We start from the raw sequence: 15,913 nt of genomic DNA on the forward strand, positions 1-15,913 counted from the left end.
GTTCTTATACTTGTGCTTTATGAACAATTATGATTAGGCAAAAAGTCCTGATGGCGTTGCATTGGAACGAATTTCCGCAAGGCCGCACATTAACACCATTATATCGTACGATATTAATTATGAAGTTAACCGTATTTCTGATTTTGTTTTTTATGTTTCAAGCATCTGCTGATATTTTCGGACAGAGTGTCTCCTTGAATATGAAAAACCAACGGTTGGATGTTGTGTTAAAAGAAATCCAGAAACAAACTGGACATAGCTTTCTGATCAATTCAGCCTATTTGAAAAAGGCGAATGCAGTAAGCATTAATATTCAAAATAAATCCATTAAAGCAACTTTGGATGAGATTTTTAATTCCCAACCATTTGGTTATGTAATCTCTAACAATGTCATAACGGTCAATCCTAATTCCATTGATGAAGTTCCGCAAATTAAGATAAGTGGATCTGTACATCGTGCAGATGGTTCGGGTATTGCTGGGGTGTCTGTGACGGAAGTTTCATCCGGTAGAACAACGCAGACGAATGTTGACGGAAGTTTTACCTTAGATGTCAAATCCAGCGATTCAAACTTAAAATTTTCCTTTTTAGGTTATACAACCCAAACTAAGGCAGCCTCTCAAAACATGAAAGTTACCTTAGTTGCAGAAGACAAGGAAATTGATGAGGTGGTTGTAACAGGTTTCCAAACCGTCGATAAAAGTAAATTCGTAGGTTCAGTAAGCCAGGTGGATAAAAAAGTTATTGACCGCTCCGGAGCTATTGATGTTTCCAGAATGTTGCAAGGAGCTGCTGCAGGGGTGAGTGTGCAAAGTACTTCCGGAACATTTGGTTCAACACCAAAGATTCGTATCCGTGGTAACTCCTCTATCAGTGCCAACCAGGAGCCTCTTTATGTGATCAACGGTGTGCCGATTACTTCACCATCCAATGTGTCTGTTTCCCAACTTTACAGTGGTGACCCTGCTTCTGTTTTAAGCTCGGCAATAGCTGGACTTAATGCCCAAGATATTGAGGATATCCAAATTTTAAAAGATGGTTCTGCTACTGCCCTTTATGGTACCAGAGCAGCTAATGGAGTAATCCTTATCAAAACCAAGAAAGGATCTTATAATTCCAGAAATATTAACCTCTCAACTGCTTATTCCATCGGTGTAAAACCCAATGTAAATCAGTTCAACTTGATGAATTCCAATCAGGAGATGAAGTTGTATAAGGAAATGTATGACCGTGGTTATTTGTCCAACGCCAATTGGCCATCTTCAACCGGTGCTTTTACAGAAACATACAAGCAACTGGCTTTGCGTAACTATAATTTAGATGAGGCTTATGCTGAATTAAACAAATCTGCAAAAGCCAATACCGATTGGTTTGATGTACTTTTCCGAAATAACTTAATCCAAGAGCATGGTATCTCTTTCTCTGGTGGTGGTGAAACAAACACCTATTATGCTTCAGGTAGCTATTCCAAAGATGATGGACAGGCGATAGGCTTCGGTTTAGATCGATTTACTGCAGATTTAAGAACTACCTTAAAAATAACTTCCAAAATAGATTTGGATGTCAATGTCAACTGGAGCCATAGAAATCAACGTACTCCAGGAACTTATAATGCTGGTACATCCTATTCGGATATTAATAGACAATTTGAAATCAATCCATTTTTATATGCCATGAACACTTCACGTGCCATGTACCCTTATAATCCGGATGGTTCATATAAATATTATACCGAAAACTTAGCACCGTTCAACATCCTTGAAGAGTTGAATGAAAATTTCAATGATATCCGTGCGCAAGAGATTCGCGGTATGCTTAGACCGACTATTAAGTTGTTCAGAAATTTAACCTACGAAGGTACTTTTGCTATCCGTAAAGCCAATAACTCCTATAACCACACAGTAACTGAAAGATCCAATGTGGCTAATGCACATCGGGTGGATTATAATGATGTACTAAGACAACAAAATAGCTTGCTATATCAGGATCCAAATGATGCATTTGGTTATAGAGAGACTTTTCTTCCAGAAGGTGGTTTTATCTTCAAAAGAGAAAACTGGTTAAACAACTGGAACATGAGAAACCAATTGAATTTCTCGGATAAGTTCAATGATCACCGTCTAGACCTATCTGTAGGTGCTGATATGGAGGACATTTATATTGACCGTGATTATTCAAAAGGTACTGGATACCTGTATTATGCTGGTGGTATTATTTCTCCGAGTCGTCTAGCAATGATTAGAGCAGTAAACTTAGACGATAGGACCTATATATCTTCCTTTGAACGCCTACGTAAAATTGGATATTATTCTTTTGCCCAATATACCTATAAGGATCGCTACAACCTTGGATTAAGTGGTCGTGTGGATGGTAGTAATATCTTCGGTAGAATGACTCGTTCCAAATTTTTACCAAACTATTCTGTCGGGGTGGCTTGGAATATTGAGCGTGAGAATTTTATGCAAAATTCCAGTTTAAAAGATAAAATTGATTTCTTGAAAATTAGAGCTAGTTACGCATTACGCGGAAATCAATTCGAAACATCACCTATGTTAAATGCCAACTACGTCAACTTAACTAGATTGGATGCAGCGAATAACGCAAAAGGTATATCGGTATTAAGTCCTGAGTTATTCAATTTAAATTGGGAGAAGGATTATACGTCAAACATTGGTTTTGACCTAGGTTTATTCAATAAGCTGTCTTTAACTGCGGAGTATTACTACCGTGAGAACAAAGACTTAGTTACTTCACCGAATATTGCCCAAGAGGAAGGTTTTACCACTAAACGTATCAATTTCGGATCCATGGTAAATGAAGGGGTAGATGTAACCTTAGGCTTTAAAAACATCCTCAACAAAGAGAATTTCATTTGGGATGCCAACCTGATCTATGGGTATGTCAAGAATTCATTGAAAAATGGTGAACTCCAATCTTCTTTATTAACCCAAATTACCAGATCAACAGGTTATGCCCTTGAAGGCTATCCTTTAGAAGGCTTGTTCGCATTCCGTTATGCTGGTTTAGGGAATAATGGACAACCCTATTTCTACAAAGGTGATGAGTTAGTGGATGGTATTACATCCTCAGAACGCGATCGAAGCTTAGTGGAATACATGGGATCTCGTCAGCCTTTAGGAACTGGATCATTTGCTAGTACCATGTCCTATAAAGGTCTTGAGTTTCGCGTATTCTTAACCTACGCATATGGTCACAAAGTATTTATTAGACCTGCCATTTCGAGATTTTACGACGATGCTAGCTCAAAATCTGGTGATATGAACTACAGATGGGAAACCATTGGCGATGAACAGTATACTAATATTCCTGGTTTGATAAGTACAATTGAACGTATCCACCTGGGAACCGTAAGCAATATCGACGATGTGGCTTACAATAGAAGTAACTTCCGCGTAGCCAAAGCCGATAATTTACGTATTAATGAGATCCAATTATCCTATGATATTGGTCGTGTCGTTAATAAACAATGGCCGGCAGTTAAAAACTCGAGAATCATGTTCTCCGCCAATAACATACATTATTGGACAAGTGGTCGATTAAGAGGGGTAGATCCGGAACTATACCTAAATGGTGGTACTTCTTTGCCAAACCCTAGATCCTATACCGTAAGATTAACCTTAGGTTTTTAAGCTTATTATGATGAAGAATATTATAATGATAATTGGAACTTTAATGACGGCTTTGTCATTGAGCTCCTGTGATAATTTTATAGAGGCACCCTATGATAATAGGGTTGAACTAAAAAGTACTGAAGAGATAGAAGGGATAATTACCAATGCGTATCCTTTACGAGCAGACATGTTTACAGAAATAATGACGGACAATTTCCATCATTATGCGACAACCATGCAAGCCTCTAATGGAGCAACTTATATTCCCATTTACCTTTGGCAGGACGAGTACTCAGAAAGTATAACCACTGCTACCCCATCTTATGCTTATTCGCATTATTACAAGAAAATATACGAAGCTAACTTAGCAATTGAAGAGGTAGAACGTGTAAGCGGTACGGACTTAAAAAAGAAGGCATTGCTAGGGGAGGCATTGATGTTAAGAGCATATAGCTACTTTTCTTTAGTGAACCTTTTCAGCTTGCACTATGATGAAGCCAAAAATGCCCAAAACCTGGGTGTCCCTTTAATCACAGAAGTGCCAAAAGAAAATAGAGGAACCTTTGATCGTGCTACTGTAAAAGAAGTTTATGATCAAATTGATGCAGATATGGAAAAGGGATTAGCCTTATTAAAAGAAGGCGCTCATGAAATGAGTAGATCTCCTTATCGTTTCACTATGGCGAGTGTATATGCCTTCTTTTCCAGAGTTAATCTTTATAAAGGTAAATGGGATGAGGCAGCAAGATATGCAGATTTAGTTGTAGATGATCGAGGAACTGTAGTAAGAAAACTATCTGAAGATATTAATAGAAAGAGAACTACTTCGGAAGTTTATTTTGCTCAAGAAATCATGAATCCAGGTATTCATCCAAACCTATTATTAGTGACACAGACTAACGTGTTTCTTTGTAGACCTTTTGGATATCGTTTAGGGGGATTTTACTTGGCTCATGATATTTTCTATAGAACACCTAGTACAGATTTAAGAAATCAATTATACTCTTCTGGTGGTACTGTAATTGATTCTGTGGCACTAATCGTCAAATATGCAACACAACCGAACAATCCTGCTGCTGCTGCTACGCGATATGACGCTTTTACCATGGAAGAGGTCCTATTTAATCGTGCAGAAGCTAACTTGAAGAAAGCTACGCCAGACATTGATAAAGCTATGGCTGATATTGAAGCTATTCGTAAAGAACGAATCACACCATATAGGGCTTTAACTAAACCTACTAGTGTAGAAGCTGCCCTTAAAATCGTGTTGGATGAGCGTAAGCTGGAATTAGTAGGCCAAGGGTATAGATGGTTTGATATCAAACGTCTAGGTCTTAGAATAGAACACCGCTTGGTTAGAACATCTGGGAAACCGGATGCGGTACTAGAACCTAATGATCTAAGGACGGCCATTCAAATACCTATTCAGGCACGTGTTGGAAATCCAAAATTAGAAAATCAATTAAACCCTAGATAAACTCTGAATATGAAAAATATATTGCTAATTATCGCCATAATTCTTTGTATCGGATGTACAAAGGAAAACTATCCACTAGGTGAAGTGGATGAAGATGTTGATTATTTCTCCAAAAAAGAGGTAAAACCAAAATCTCAATGGAACGAATTGGATTATTTATGCGACTCCATGCAAAGAGCTTATGGAATAGAAATCATTTATGAATATACACCGCGTATAATCTCTGGTAATACCTTTTTTATGCCACCGCAATACGATTTGGCTCTGCCATATACCAAAGTTGTGTTGGATAAAATGTGGTTAGGTCCATTAAAGGAAAAATTTCCAGAATTCTTTAAAAAGGAAACTCCTATTGAATTTATCCTAGCTGGTGGCTATGTACATTTTAACAGTGCCACTATTACCGCTACGGCAGCTGGTGCTGGTATGAATGCTCAATTTTATCGCTTAGGTATGGGTGGAGTGAATAATTTCTCCCTTAACAGGGCCTGGTTAAAAGATCACGTAGTAACGCTATATCATGAGCATGCGCATCAGATTGACCATAAATATGGTCGAGGCTATCTATATGATCGTGTCTCTCAAGGTAAATACTATGGCTTAAGCGGCTATTTTAGAAATCCGGCTACTGGAAATATAAGAACAGATGATGAGGCTCAAAAAGATGGTTTCTTTAAACCTTATGGTGGATATGCTCCTGAAGAAGATTTTGCAACCAGTGTAGAATATATGGTGAAATATTCGGAAAATACGATCAAAACATTCATCGCCAAAAACAGAGACTTAGAAACTAAGTATAAAATGGTGCACCAAATGTATCAGGATATGGGAGTCAACTTACATGACTTGTATAAAGTAGTTGATTCTGTGGTGTATAAAGTGAATTATTAATCCTAGAAATTATGAAAAAACTAATTTATTACATGCTGTTCGGTTTTAGTGCTATAACACTCTTTGCAGCATGTGAAAAAGATAATATTACAAATGCCCATTTTGATGCAAACCCAAATAGGCAAGAAGAGGTGGTTTCAAATCTAAAAAAAGCCATGGCCTCTTCTCCAAATGGATGGGTAATGATGGTTAAATCTTCATTAAGTGCAGATGTATATACACCTATTGTACTTCAGTTTGATACTGTTCTGAATAAAGTGCAGATTACAACCGTATATGGAATGACTTCTGAAACCGATGATTTCTTTCGTGTAACTAAAGGCACGGGAAGTCCACAGTTGATTTTTACTACCGGTTCCATCATGAGCACGCTGTTCCGTATAGGGGCAACTGCATCGGATATTACCGACCATATTTACAACGTAATTGCTGTTTCAGATGATGAAATTCAAATACAACCTTATCGTAGTGGAATGGTCTATTCTAAAGAAGGGGGCGTGATTTATAAAATGTTCAAAAGACCCGATGATTGGACTTGGGCTAACCAGAAAATTGAATTCGATTGGACCTCTGATGTATTTAAAACTAATATCAATAGTGTTATAGGGGAAATGAAGCTTGATTATCAAAATGACACTCCTGATAAGACTGTAGAATGGCGTTTTTGGACTTGGAGTAATCCCTTTGTTTATCAATCTGCCGATCCTTTTTCTATCAATGTCAATATCGGTACTGGAGGTTTTAAACCAAATTATTATTTTATCATTGCTGGAGGAGTTACCAATCAGGTAAATACGACCGTGACTTTAGGTCATAATGCGGTTTCCATCTTTCCTTTTTCCTACAATACTGGGACAAACCAAGCTGCCACTGCATTGAAAAATAATATTAAATCTCATTACCTCACATTTAAAAGCATTAGCAGAAATGGAAATAATGTTAAAATGGAATTTGAAGCTTATGGTAAAGATGGAAAAGTTATCCTAAAAGCGTCTTACGATAATAAACGATAATCCTAATGTTCATGAAGAGGAAAATCGGAAGAAATTCCGATTTCCTTTTCTTATTTTTATAGTATGTTTCGACTCCTGATTTTTATCGCTTTACTCCCTTTTTGCTTAGCTTGTAATCAACAAGCTGGACCTAAAAATATTCATGTTCAATTTGATAATATCGCCGCAGACTCCATAGGTTTCCGAATGATCCAATATATGGATGGTACTGAATTGTTGGATACCTTAATGCCTGTTGGAAAACCAATAGAAATTAAAAACCTCAAAGAGGACATGTATTTAGCCGTTTTCTACTGGCCACGTACCTATATTCCACATAGTGTCATGAGAAATAAATTCTTTAATAGAGAGGAGGGAGATGATTATCAACTCACGAAGCCTTTTTATGTGGATACTGAAAACTCGAGGGATTATCGTTTTGGATTCACCGAAAAATTAAACCCAGACGATATTGAGATAAATCAGATTCGAGAATTTAACTTAAAAACCGATAAATGTGAAGAGTGCGCTTTATCAGAAGTCTATTGGGAAAACTATAATGCCTTCTTTAAAAGAAAGGATTCCCTATCTAAAAAGTTCAATACAGATTACTATAATGCCATTCAACAAAATGATAAAAACTTAAGGCAAAAATTCCTAAAAGCAGATTCTATAAAACAAAGGGTATGGATTGACCAAGTTTACCTCCAAGATTTAAACCAACTCATAAAAGATAATGCCGATAAAAAAGTAAGTACATTTTTTCTCTTTTATCAACTCTATTTATTTCGGGATTTTTCCAAATTCCGCAATTCTTATGAAAGTCTAAAAGGAGATGCTTTGAAGTCAAGATACTATCCCATGTTGAAAAAACAGTTTGATAGAACAGAAAATGCAAAAACCTAAGTTATAATATGTTAAATTAACGCTGAATTATTTAATATTCTCCTTGGAGAACTCTAATTTTAATGATCATTAATGCGCGTTAATTTAATTTTTATGCCAACACTTAAGCAAACTATCCTCAAATACATCCCTATTCACAAGTTCTTCCATGCTCGATCTTTTTCACAGGAAGGGGAGGATATGGTCATACGTGGATTTTATGAAGCTAAGAAAGGCTATAAAGGAGTCTACGTCGATGTTGGTGCCCACCATCCCTACCGATTTTCCAATACCAATTACTTCTATAAAAAAGGATGGCGCGGTATTAATATAGAACCATCTCCTGATGCTATGCCCTGGTTTAAGTTCTTTCGCCCAAAGGATGTCAATCTCAATATTGGAATTTCTGAAAGTCCTCAAGAGTTGACCTATTACTGCTTCAATGAACCCGCATTAAATGGTTTTTCAAAAGAAGTATCCGAAAGTCGCGATGGTCTACACGCAAAATATAAGCTGCTTAAAACCATTCCCGTTCCGACTTTACCCTTAAAGGAGGTATTAGACAAATACCTGAAGCCCGGAAAACCAATTGATTTTCTCTCTGTAGATGCCGAAGGATTTGATTTGATCGTGCTAAAGTCGAATGACTGGAATAAATATAGGCCGATATTTGTATTGGTCGAAGAAGAACTTTCCATACCAGAACTCCATCAATCCGAGATTTACCAATTCATGCTTCAACAAGGGTATAGTCTTGTCGCCAAAACAAAAAGAACCTTGTTTTTTAAACGTAAAGAAGATTAAGCTTGCTTGTTTTTCTTGGCCTTATAGGCATTTATTTTCTTCTCTAGGAAACGAGCGAGTCGTTCAAAGAATATGCCTTTACGATGTTTATAGAAGTGTTTAATGGCAGCATATGCCGTTGGGTCTTCTTGAATAACAGTAGGGAATCGCTGAACTGCCTTTTTAGCTAATTCAACACGATACACCTGATCCACATCCGAATGTGTCCCCGAACCATCTGTTCCCGTATTTTGTATGTAGGAACGACGAGGGTATAATACCAATCCTTGTTGGTTAAAAATAGATAAGTACCAACGAATGGCCCAAGAATTAATCTTACCAGCTTTGAATTGCTGAACCTGCTTCCAAAAATTCTCTGTACCGTCTACACTAAAAGCCTTACGGTCTTTTCGGGTAAAATCCTTTGTGAGTGCTTCAATGTCCGGATTAAAATGTTTCCAAGCTCGTTCCCAGGTCGCCCATCCCCAAGAATTCGCTACCCGAAAGAAAAAGGATTGCTGTAGACTCTTTGGTCGCTCAACCGGATACATATAGCCCGAAATCTCCATCACCTTCTCCTCGTTTTCATAACGATTCAAAGCATCATTGAAATATTCTAAAGCAAAGGGTGAACTCTCTAAATCATCCTCTAAGACAATGATGCGACCATGTTTTTGAATAACCTGACTGACTCCCTCAATGATACTGTTCGCTAATCCTTTGTTTTGCGCACGTTCTATAATGTAGATATGTTTAAACTTCCAAGGTTCACGGATTAAAGACCGTACCTGATTCACACTGTCGATATCATTGGCCGTTTTTGGCCCGTCAGAAAAAATATAAAGATCAGATTCTTCGGCAAGTGGATTAGCCTCTAAAGAAGCCAAGGTTTTTCGGGTATGAACAGGTCTGTTGTAAACAAATAGTGCAATTGGTGCTAACATGTAATCACAAAAATCAATCAATTCAAAATCAAATATATGGAGATAAACTCGTATTGCTTAAGTATAATGCTTTTTTATTATACTGTACAAGAATCTTTCCTAAATTTGTTGATTAAAGAAATTCATGAGCGAGAATACAAAAAGCAATACCCTTAACGGCCTTTTTTGGAATGCCATTGACCGGTTCGGCAACCAGGCAATGGTTATTTTGGTCAGTGTTATTATCGCTCGTATTGCCGATCCTTCGGCCTTTGCACAGTATAGTGTATTGCTGATCTTCTCCACAATTGCTAGCACCTTTGTCAATAGCGGATTGGCAACATCGCTAGTACGTAGCAAAGAAGTCGATCAACTCGACTACTCCACTATGTTTTGCTTTAACCTGACGGTTAGTATTAGTTTATACCTCATACTCTTTTTTGCTGCTCCTTATATGGAACAGTTTTATGGAATTAAAGGCTTAGCCTTGTTCGCAAGGGTTCTTTTCCTGCAAATTGTTATTCAATCCTTTGGCATTGTACAGAACGTCAAAATACTACGAAACTTTCAGTTTAACCTCATGATGCGGAGTAATGTCTTAGCGGTTTTTCTATCAGGCGGACTTACTATTTTAATGACTTATTTTGGGGCACCTATCTGGGCGATGATTTTACAACCAGTATATTATGCGACCTTTCAAACCCTGTTTATGTGGATATGGGGCGACTGGAAAATCGACTTTACCTTTAGTTTTCATTCCCTGAAAAAACACCTGCATTTTTCCATATCCTTCATGCTTTCCAATTTATTAGGTAAGGCTCTTTCTCAATTGTATTATAATTTTAATGCCAAGCATTTTACAGAAACTGTAGCTGGATATTACTACAACGGTAATAAATGGGGAGAAACGCCCGGGATGCTCATGAGCTCTATTATTCAGGGGACTACTTTGTCAACTTTGGCACCTATACAAGATCAATATGGCCGATTCTTGAATGCATGTCGCAAAACCATGTCCAGCTTGGTATTCGTATTATTCCCAGTCAATATGCTCGCTATATGTGTTGGCGAACCTGCTTTCCGTTATTTCCTTACCGAAAAATGGATGCCTTCTGTGGTGCCTTTTCAATGGTTATGCTTCGTGGGTATTTTTATCGCAATGACTGACCTCAATGTGAATTTTCTGAATATCAAAGGCAAATCTAAATTCTCCTTGATCCTTGAAATCATAAAAGTGGGGGCATCCATCATCACTTATTTCCTAACGTATAAGCATGGCATTATGATGATCATTTATGGACAATTGGTTATCCGCTTGATCTGCTATATCATTGCTTCTGCCATGAGTGGTAAAGTTTATGGATACCAAATAATGAATCAATTTAAAGATATCATTCCAAGTTTATTGATCAGTGTTTTTGCAGCTGGAATAGCTTATTTACCGCTTTATTACCACTGGGTAGATCATGATCTTTTACTTCTAATCATACAAACTAGTATATTCGCTGTCCTGTATATCGGAATCAATCACATCTTGAAGAATGAAACTTGGTTGGAGATTTTGGGGTTAGTTAAAAAGAAAATTACAAAATAAGGTTAATGGAAGTTGCAAAAGGACAATGGGTAGGCTATGAGACTGTCTTCTATCATGAGAAGACGGGCAAATATGGGTTGGACATCAATGAAGTTATTGATTATAGCAATTTAGAAATTGACCCGGAAGGTTTAGCAGCTTATCTTGATTTTGGCTATGCCGTATTCGGACATACACCCGTTAAGCATGTGAAATTCCTTTTGCCACATCAAAGTCTCAACTTGATCGATGGCCGTTTACAGGTCTACAATACCGAGGATACCACTTTAAAACTGATTGGAAAAACCAGTAGGGAGGATGATGTACTGAATCAGATAAAAACTTCCCTTAACCAATGGGCAGATAGTTTTTCTGAAAATATATTGATTCCTACCAGTGGAGGATTTGATTCTCGGCTGATGAATGTGCTCATCGAAGATAAATCTCGAATCCATGCCTATACCTATGGCACCTCCTTTAACCAAGGTCAATCTCGTGAATCAGTTTATGCAGGCTTGCTTTCTGAACGCCTAGGTACACAATGGTCTAGAATTCCTCTGGGTAAATTTAACGGATATATCCCGCAATGGTACGAGCAGTTTGGTCCTGCAGTAGGGGCGTCTGGAACTTACCACATGGAATTTTACCAGAAGATCAAAGAGAAGGAAAACTACGAAAAACTACATCTATTGAGTGGTATTATTGGTGATGCTTGGGCAGGAGCAGTTCATGTACCTCAAATACAATCGGCCAATGAATACCGTACTTTGGGTTATACCCATGGTATGAGTGCCAACGCCAAATTGGCCTGCAATACCGATTATCTTTCTTTGGTTGAACCGATCTTCGATCGGCAAAAAGAACATTTAGCAGATCCAGACTTTCGTATCATTACCGCTATGCGGACTAAAATGATGCTCCTTCAATATTTAATTTCCGTGCCTACACAAATGGGTTTCCCAGGATATTCACCTTTCGTAGAAGAGGACATTGCATTAGCCATGCTCAATCTGCCTAAGGACAGAAAGGAAAACAGGGCTTGGCAACGTGATTTCTTTAGAAAACACAACCTGCTCTTTGAAGAGGAAAAACACAGCCATACTTATCAAAATTCCTTGAATTATTATGCCTTACTCCATGAAAAATTAGAACCATTGGACGTGGAGGTTTTAAAAGAATGCATCAATCCCGAATATTTGCATTGGATTAATGGTAAGATTCAGTCTATTGGCCGAAAAGAGCGCCTATTTCAGACTTTAATGCATACGCCGAAGGTCAAGGGTGTCCTGAAGCTTTTGGGAGCTAAGAACGACTTATTAGAAGCTTATTTTGCGTATATTACCATTATGCCAATCGAAATCTTGTTAAAGAAAAGAAATACCCATGTCTAAGACCAGCAAACTCTTATTCGCCGGAGATGTAGTGATGAATAGCAAACCCGTATTCAGTAGTAAACTGAAAGATCTTTTTCAGTCGGCGGATTTACGTGTTTGCAATTTCGAAGCTCCGTTGAAAGGTGCTGGAAAACCTATTTTGAAAACAGGTCCCCATGTTGCGCAGGATCCTGAAGCGGTGGCTTGGTTGAAACAAGAAGGTTTCAATCTTTTTTCATTGGCTAATAACCATATTTTAGATTACGGCGATATTGCCCTACAGAAAACCATAGAGGCAATAGGTGCAGATAACTGCTTAGGGGCTGGAGATGCTAAACAGGCCTATGCCTGCCATACCATGACAATTGACGACACACTATTTGGGTTTATGGCCTTTGGTGAGAATGGTTTTGGCGCTTTAAATGCCGATCGTGACTATGGCCATGCTTGGGTAAATGATCCACAAGTGGAGGCTTATGTTAAAGAGGCTGCGGAAAAAGTGGATGTGCTAATCTTACAAGTGCATGCTGGCGTAGAACTTTTGGATGTACCAATACCTGAATGGCGAGAAAGGTATAAGCAATTGCTGGATGCCGGAGCGGATGCAGTAGTGGCGCACCATCCCCATGTTTTACAAGGAATGGAATACCATGAAAATAAACCCATCTTCTATAGCTTGGGGAACTTCTATTTCGATTATCCTTCAAATCATCCCCAATGGAATACGGGAGGCCTGTTAGAACTTCGTTATGATGGTAAAAAACTGCTTGGCTTTACCATGCATGTCGTCAAAAAAACGAACAATAACCTGGACTTAGCTAATGAAAATGAAGCCGAAAAAACGATGGCTGATTTGAATGTAAAGCTAAATATCCATTCCTACGAAGATTATGTCACGGCTTTTGCAGTTCAAGATTGGGATAAACACCACATACAATATTACGCCAAACCTTTTAACGGATTAGGGAAATATAGCATCAAAGCATTGCTGAAACATGTAAAACGTAGTGTTTTCAATCGAGAAGTAGATTACCACATGCTATGGCATAACCTATTTATTGAAAGCAACAAATGGCTCGTTGAGCGAGCCATTCGGTATAAATTGAAAGCAAAATAAGCTTAGATCACACTGATCTGATTGCTGAACTCTGCTAAACTTGGATGTTTTGGATCTAAATCAGTTATCAAGTAGCTGATGTCTTTTAATGGACAAACACGCATTTTCTGATTCGAATTTAATTTCTCCACGATACTCAATACGCCTAATTTCTTAGAACACTTGATCATCGCTTTTTTAATCTGAACAACTTCCCAATCCGAATCGGTTATTCCTTCCTCTACGGAAAGACTGTTAGTACCCAATAAACACAGGTCAACCTTGATTTCCGATAACTCATTGATTACTTGTGAGCCTGTTACGACATTGGTGTTGCGGGAAAGTTTTCCTCCTAATAAGATGACCTCAATGTTTTCTTTCTCAGCTAATTCTAAAGCTACCAAAGGACTAATGGTGAAAAAAGTACATTGTATATCTTTAGGTACTAAACGTGCCAACTCGATCATACTGGTTCCACCGCCCACTAAAACGGTCATACCGCTTTTTATTAAGGTAATAGCTTTTGAAGCAATCTCTTTTTTCGCTTCCTTGGCATATACGTTTCCTTCTTGAAATGGATATTGAAACGATCTTGATAAAGCGCCCCCATAAACCTTTAGAACCTGTCCGCTTTCTGCAAGTTCATTCAGATCCCGACGAATGGTATCCTCCGAAACATTCAACTGAACACTTAAATCCGAAGATAATACCTTATTGTGGATATTGATCTGATGAATAATATAGGCTTGCCTTTCTTCTTTTAACATAATTCAAATTTACTTATGGGATATAAAATTATAAAAATATTCGATAAGCAATTAGGTTTATCTTCCTAATTGTCATCTTCTTCCTTTTTTGGCGGGTTTATTTTCTGATTCTTAAATCGTGGTGTAAAACCAGTAGGCTTTTTTGTTGATTCTTCATCTGTTGTGCTTGAAGACTCGCCTTCGCTGCTTTCAGCTGTCGCTTTAGGTTCGACGTTAACTGACTTGGGCGGACTACTTGCTTTAAATCTTGGTTTAAAGCCTGTGGGTTTGCTCTGGTTCTCCACACTAGGAGATTCTTCTTTCTTATCCTCCTTGCCTGGCTGAATTTCTTCTGCAGGCTTATCTGCTGTTTCTACCTTCTTGGCAAAGTTACTCGCTTTAAATCTTGGTTTAAAACCAGCTGGCTTACTCGCTGTCTCTTCTGCTTTAGGGCTTTCAGTAGGATTTTCTTGTTTGTTTTCCGCAACTTCCTCGGCTTTCCCTGTTGGTTCTACTTGTTTTGGTAGATTGCTCGCTTTGAACCTGGGTTTGAAACCCGAAGGTTTATTGTTTTCAATTTCCTTCTCCGATTGATCTGTTGGCTCCTCTTTTATTTCTTTTTCAGCCGATTCCTTGGATTCCACTTTAATTGGTGGAGTGCTTGCCTTAAATCTTGGTTTAAACCCGGCAGGTTTACTCGCTTCTGTCGCAGAAGATGCTGAAACATTAGATGCTTCAGTTGTATTAGAAGATTCTTCTTTTGGTTCTTCGGTCTTTGGCGGAGTGCTTGCCTTAAATCTTGGTTTAAAGCCAGCAGGTTTAGCTGTTGGACTTGGACTCTCAGCCTGTTTTTCTTCCGTACTTTCCACACTTTCAAAAGCCTTGGTAGCAACTTGTGCTTTGAATCTCGGTTTGAAACCTGTAGCAGGCTTAGTCGTTTCAGTAGTAGCTGCTTTTTCACCATCCGTTGATAAGCTTCCCGTAACGAGCTTCTGTACGCCGCCTTCCTTATTTTCGATTAATTCAATTTCCGCTAACAGGTAATCTTTTCTTAATCGATTGAACCAGAATTTTTTACTATGGTCGAAACTCTTTTCTCCCATCAAAGCATAATCCCGATCAAATTCCTGATAAAGTTCCGGACGGGCTTTCTGCAATGCATCTAAATCTATTTTCTTCTTTGTGAAAAATTCCAAAAAGGTCAGCATATACAAATGTACAGAGACGAAACACGAAAGACAACATGCATCCACTTTTTTTCACTAAAAACATTTTAGACGAATTAAATGAGACCGCTATGCTATTAGATGTGAGACATGAGTTTTGAGATAGAAAGGGTAAAATCCCGACGAGAACGAACGGAATGTCCGCCCGCTTTTTGGAGATTATGGTTGAATGCCATCAGCCATCAAATGTGAGGTTTTTGGGAAAGTTTATTATCGGTCGAAGCATGCTTTGACCCTACAGTTAAGGTTGTTTTTGATAGTATTTTACCCATTTCATGTAGGGGCGATGCATGCATCGCCCGCAGACTAATTATTT

12 protein-coding genes are annotated in these 15,913 nt (G+C 38.2%); 9 read left to right on the forward strand and 3 right to left on the reverse strand.

Features of this window, described 5'->3' with window-relative positions; translation table 11 throughout:
* The first annotated feature begins 29 nt into the window (after positions 1 to 29).
* The 6 genes from ACP6L2_RS07985 to ACP6L2_RS08010 all read left to right on the forward strand — a co-directional run bounded on the left by ACP6L2_RS07985 (position 30) and on the right by ACP6L2_RS08010 (position 8,681).
* Positions 30 to 3,650, forward strand: coding sequence for a SusC/RagA family TonB-linked outer membrane protein (locus ACP6L2_RS07985; protein WP_440508729.1), 3,621 nt, complete (start codon positions 30 to 32; stop codon positions 3,648 to 3,650).
* 10 nt (positions 3,651 to 3,660) lie between these two features.
* Positions 3,661 to 5,109: a RagB/SusD family nutrient uptake outer membrane protein gene (locus ACP6L2_RS07990; RefSeq protein ID WP_440508730.1), complete on the forward strand. Its 1,449-nt coding sequence runs from the start codon at positions 3,661 to 3,663 to the stop codon at positions 5,107 to 5,109.
* 9 nt (positions 5,110 to 5,118) lie between these two features.
* On the forward strand, positions 5,119 to 6,000 hold the full coding sequence (locus ACP6L2_RS07995; RefSeq protein ID WP_440508731.1) for a putative zinc-binding metallopeptidase: 882 nt from the start codon (positions 5,119 to 5,121) through the stop codon (positions 5,998 to 6,000).
* A gap of 11 nt (positions 6,001 to 6,011) precedes the next feature.
* Positions 6,012 to 7,013: a DUF4302 domain-containing protein gene (locus ACP6L2_RS08000; RefSeq protein ID WP_440508732.1), complete on the forward strand. Its 1,002-nt coding sequence runs from the start codon at positions 6,012 to 6,014 to the stop codon at positions 7,011 to 7,013.
* Between the two features lie 63 nt (positions 7,014 to 7,076).
* Positions 7,077 to 7,898, forward strand: coding sequence for a hypothetical protein (locus ACP6L2_RS08005; protein WP_440508733.1), 822 nt, complete (start codon positions 7,077 to 7,079; stop codon positions 7,896 to 7,898).
* A gap of 93 nt (positions 7,899 to 7,991) precedes the next feature.
* On the forward strand, positions 7,992 to 8,681 hold the full coding sequence (locus ACP6L2_RS08010) for an FkbM family methyltransferase (protein ID WP_440508734.1): 690 nt from the start codon (positions 7,992 to 7,994) through the stop codon (positions 8,679 to 8,681).
* Here the strand turns inward: ACP6L2_RS08010 and ACP6L2_RS08015 are convergent.
* Positions 8,678 to 9,604: a glycosyltransferase gene (locus ACP6L2_RS08015; protein WP_440508735.1), complete on the reverse strand. Its 927-nt coding sequence runs from the start codon at positions 9,602 to 9,604 to the stop codon at positions 8,678 to 8,680. The genes ACP6L2_RS08010 and ACP6L2_RS08015 overlap by 4 nt on opposite strands.
* Positions 9,605 to 9,728: 124 nt before the next feature.
* On the opposite strand from ACP6L2_RS08015, the gene ACP6L2_RS08020 reads away from it, so the two are divergent.
* The 3 genes from ACP6L2_RS08020 to ACP6L2_RS08030 are packed head-to-tail and all read left to right on the forward strand — an operon-like array spanning position 9,729 to position 13,646.
* On the forward strand, positions 9,729 to 11,177 hold the full coding sequence (locus ACP6L2_RS08020) for a lipopolysaccharide biosynthesis protein (RefSeq protein WP_440508736.1): 1,449 nt from the start codon (positions 9,729 to 9,731) through the stop codon (positions 11,175 to 11,177).
* Positions 11,178 to 11,182: 5 nt separating this feature from the next.
* A complete protein-coding gene (locus tag ACP6L2_RS08025; RefSeq protein ID WP_440508737.1) occupies positions 11,183 to 12,547 on the forward strand; it encodes a hypothetical protein in 1,365 nt (454 codons plus the stop codon).
* On the forward strand, positions 12,540 to 13,646 hold the full coding sequence (locus tag ACP6L2_RS08030; RefSeq protein ID WP_440508738.1) for a CapA family protein: 1,107 nt from the start codon (positions 12,540 to 12,542) through the stop codon (positions 13,644 to 13,646). Before ACP6L2_RS08025 ends, ACP6L2_RS08030 begins: the two co-directional genes overlap by 8 nt.
* A 2-nt stretch (positions 13,647 to 13,648) precedes the next feature.
* Here the strand turns inward: ACP6L2_RS08030 and ACP6L2_RS08035 are convergent, their stop codons facing one another.
* Together ACP6L2_RS08035 and ACP6L2_RS08040 are read right to left on the reverse strand one after the other, a co-directional pair.
* Positions 13,649 to 14,392 (reverse strand): DeoR/GlpR family DNA-binding transcription regulator, encoded by a 744-nt coding sequence (locus ACP6L2_RS08035; RefSeq protein ID WP_344673353.1) that lies wholly within the window; start codon positions 14,390 to 14,392, stop codon positions 13,649 to 13,651.
* 65 nt (positions 14,393 to 14,457) lie between these two features.
* On the reverse strand, positions 14,458 to 15,567 hold the full coding sequence (locus ACP6L2_RS08040) for a hypothetical protein (protein WP_440508739.1): 1,110 nt from the start codon (positions 15,565 to 15,567) through the stop codon (positions 14,458 to 14,460).
* Positions 15,568 to 15,913: the final 346 nt, after the last annotated feature.

The organism is Sphingobacterium lactis (genome assembly GCF_051951495.1).
Taxonomy (GTDB): Bacteria; Bacteroidota; Bacteroidia; order Sphingobacteriales; family Sphingobacteriaceae; genus Sphingobacterium; species Sphingobacterium lactis_A.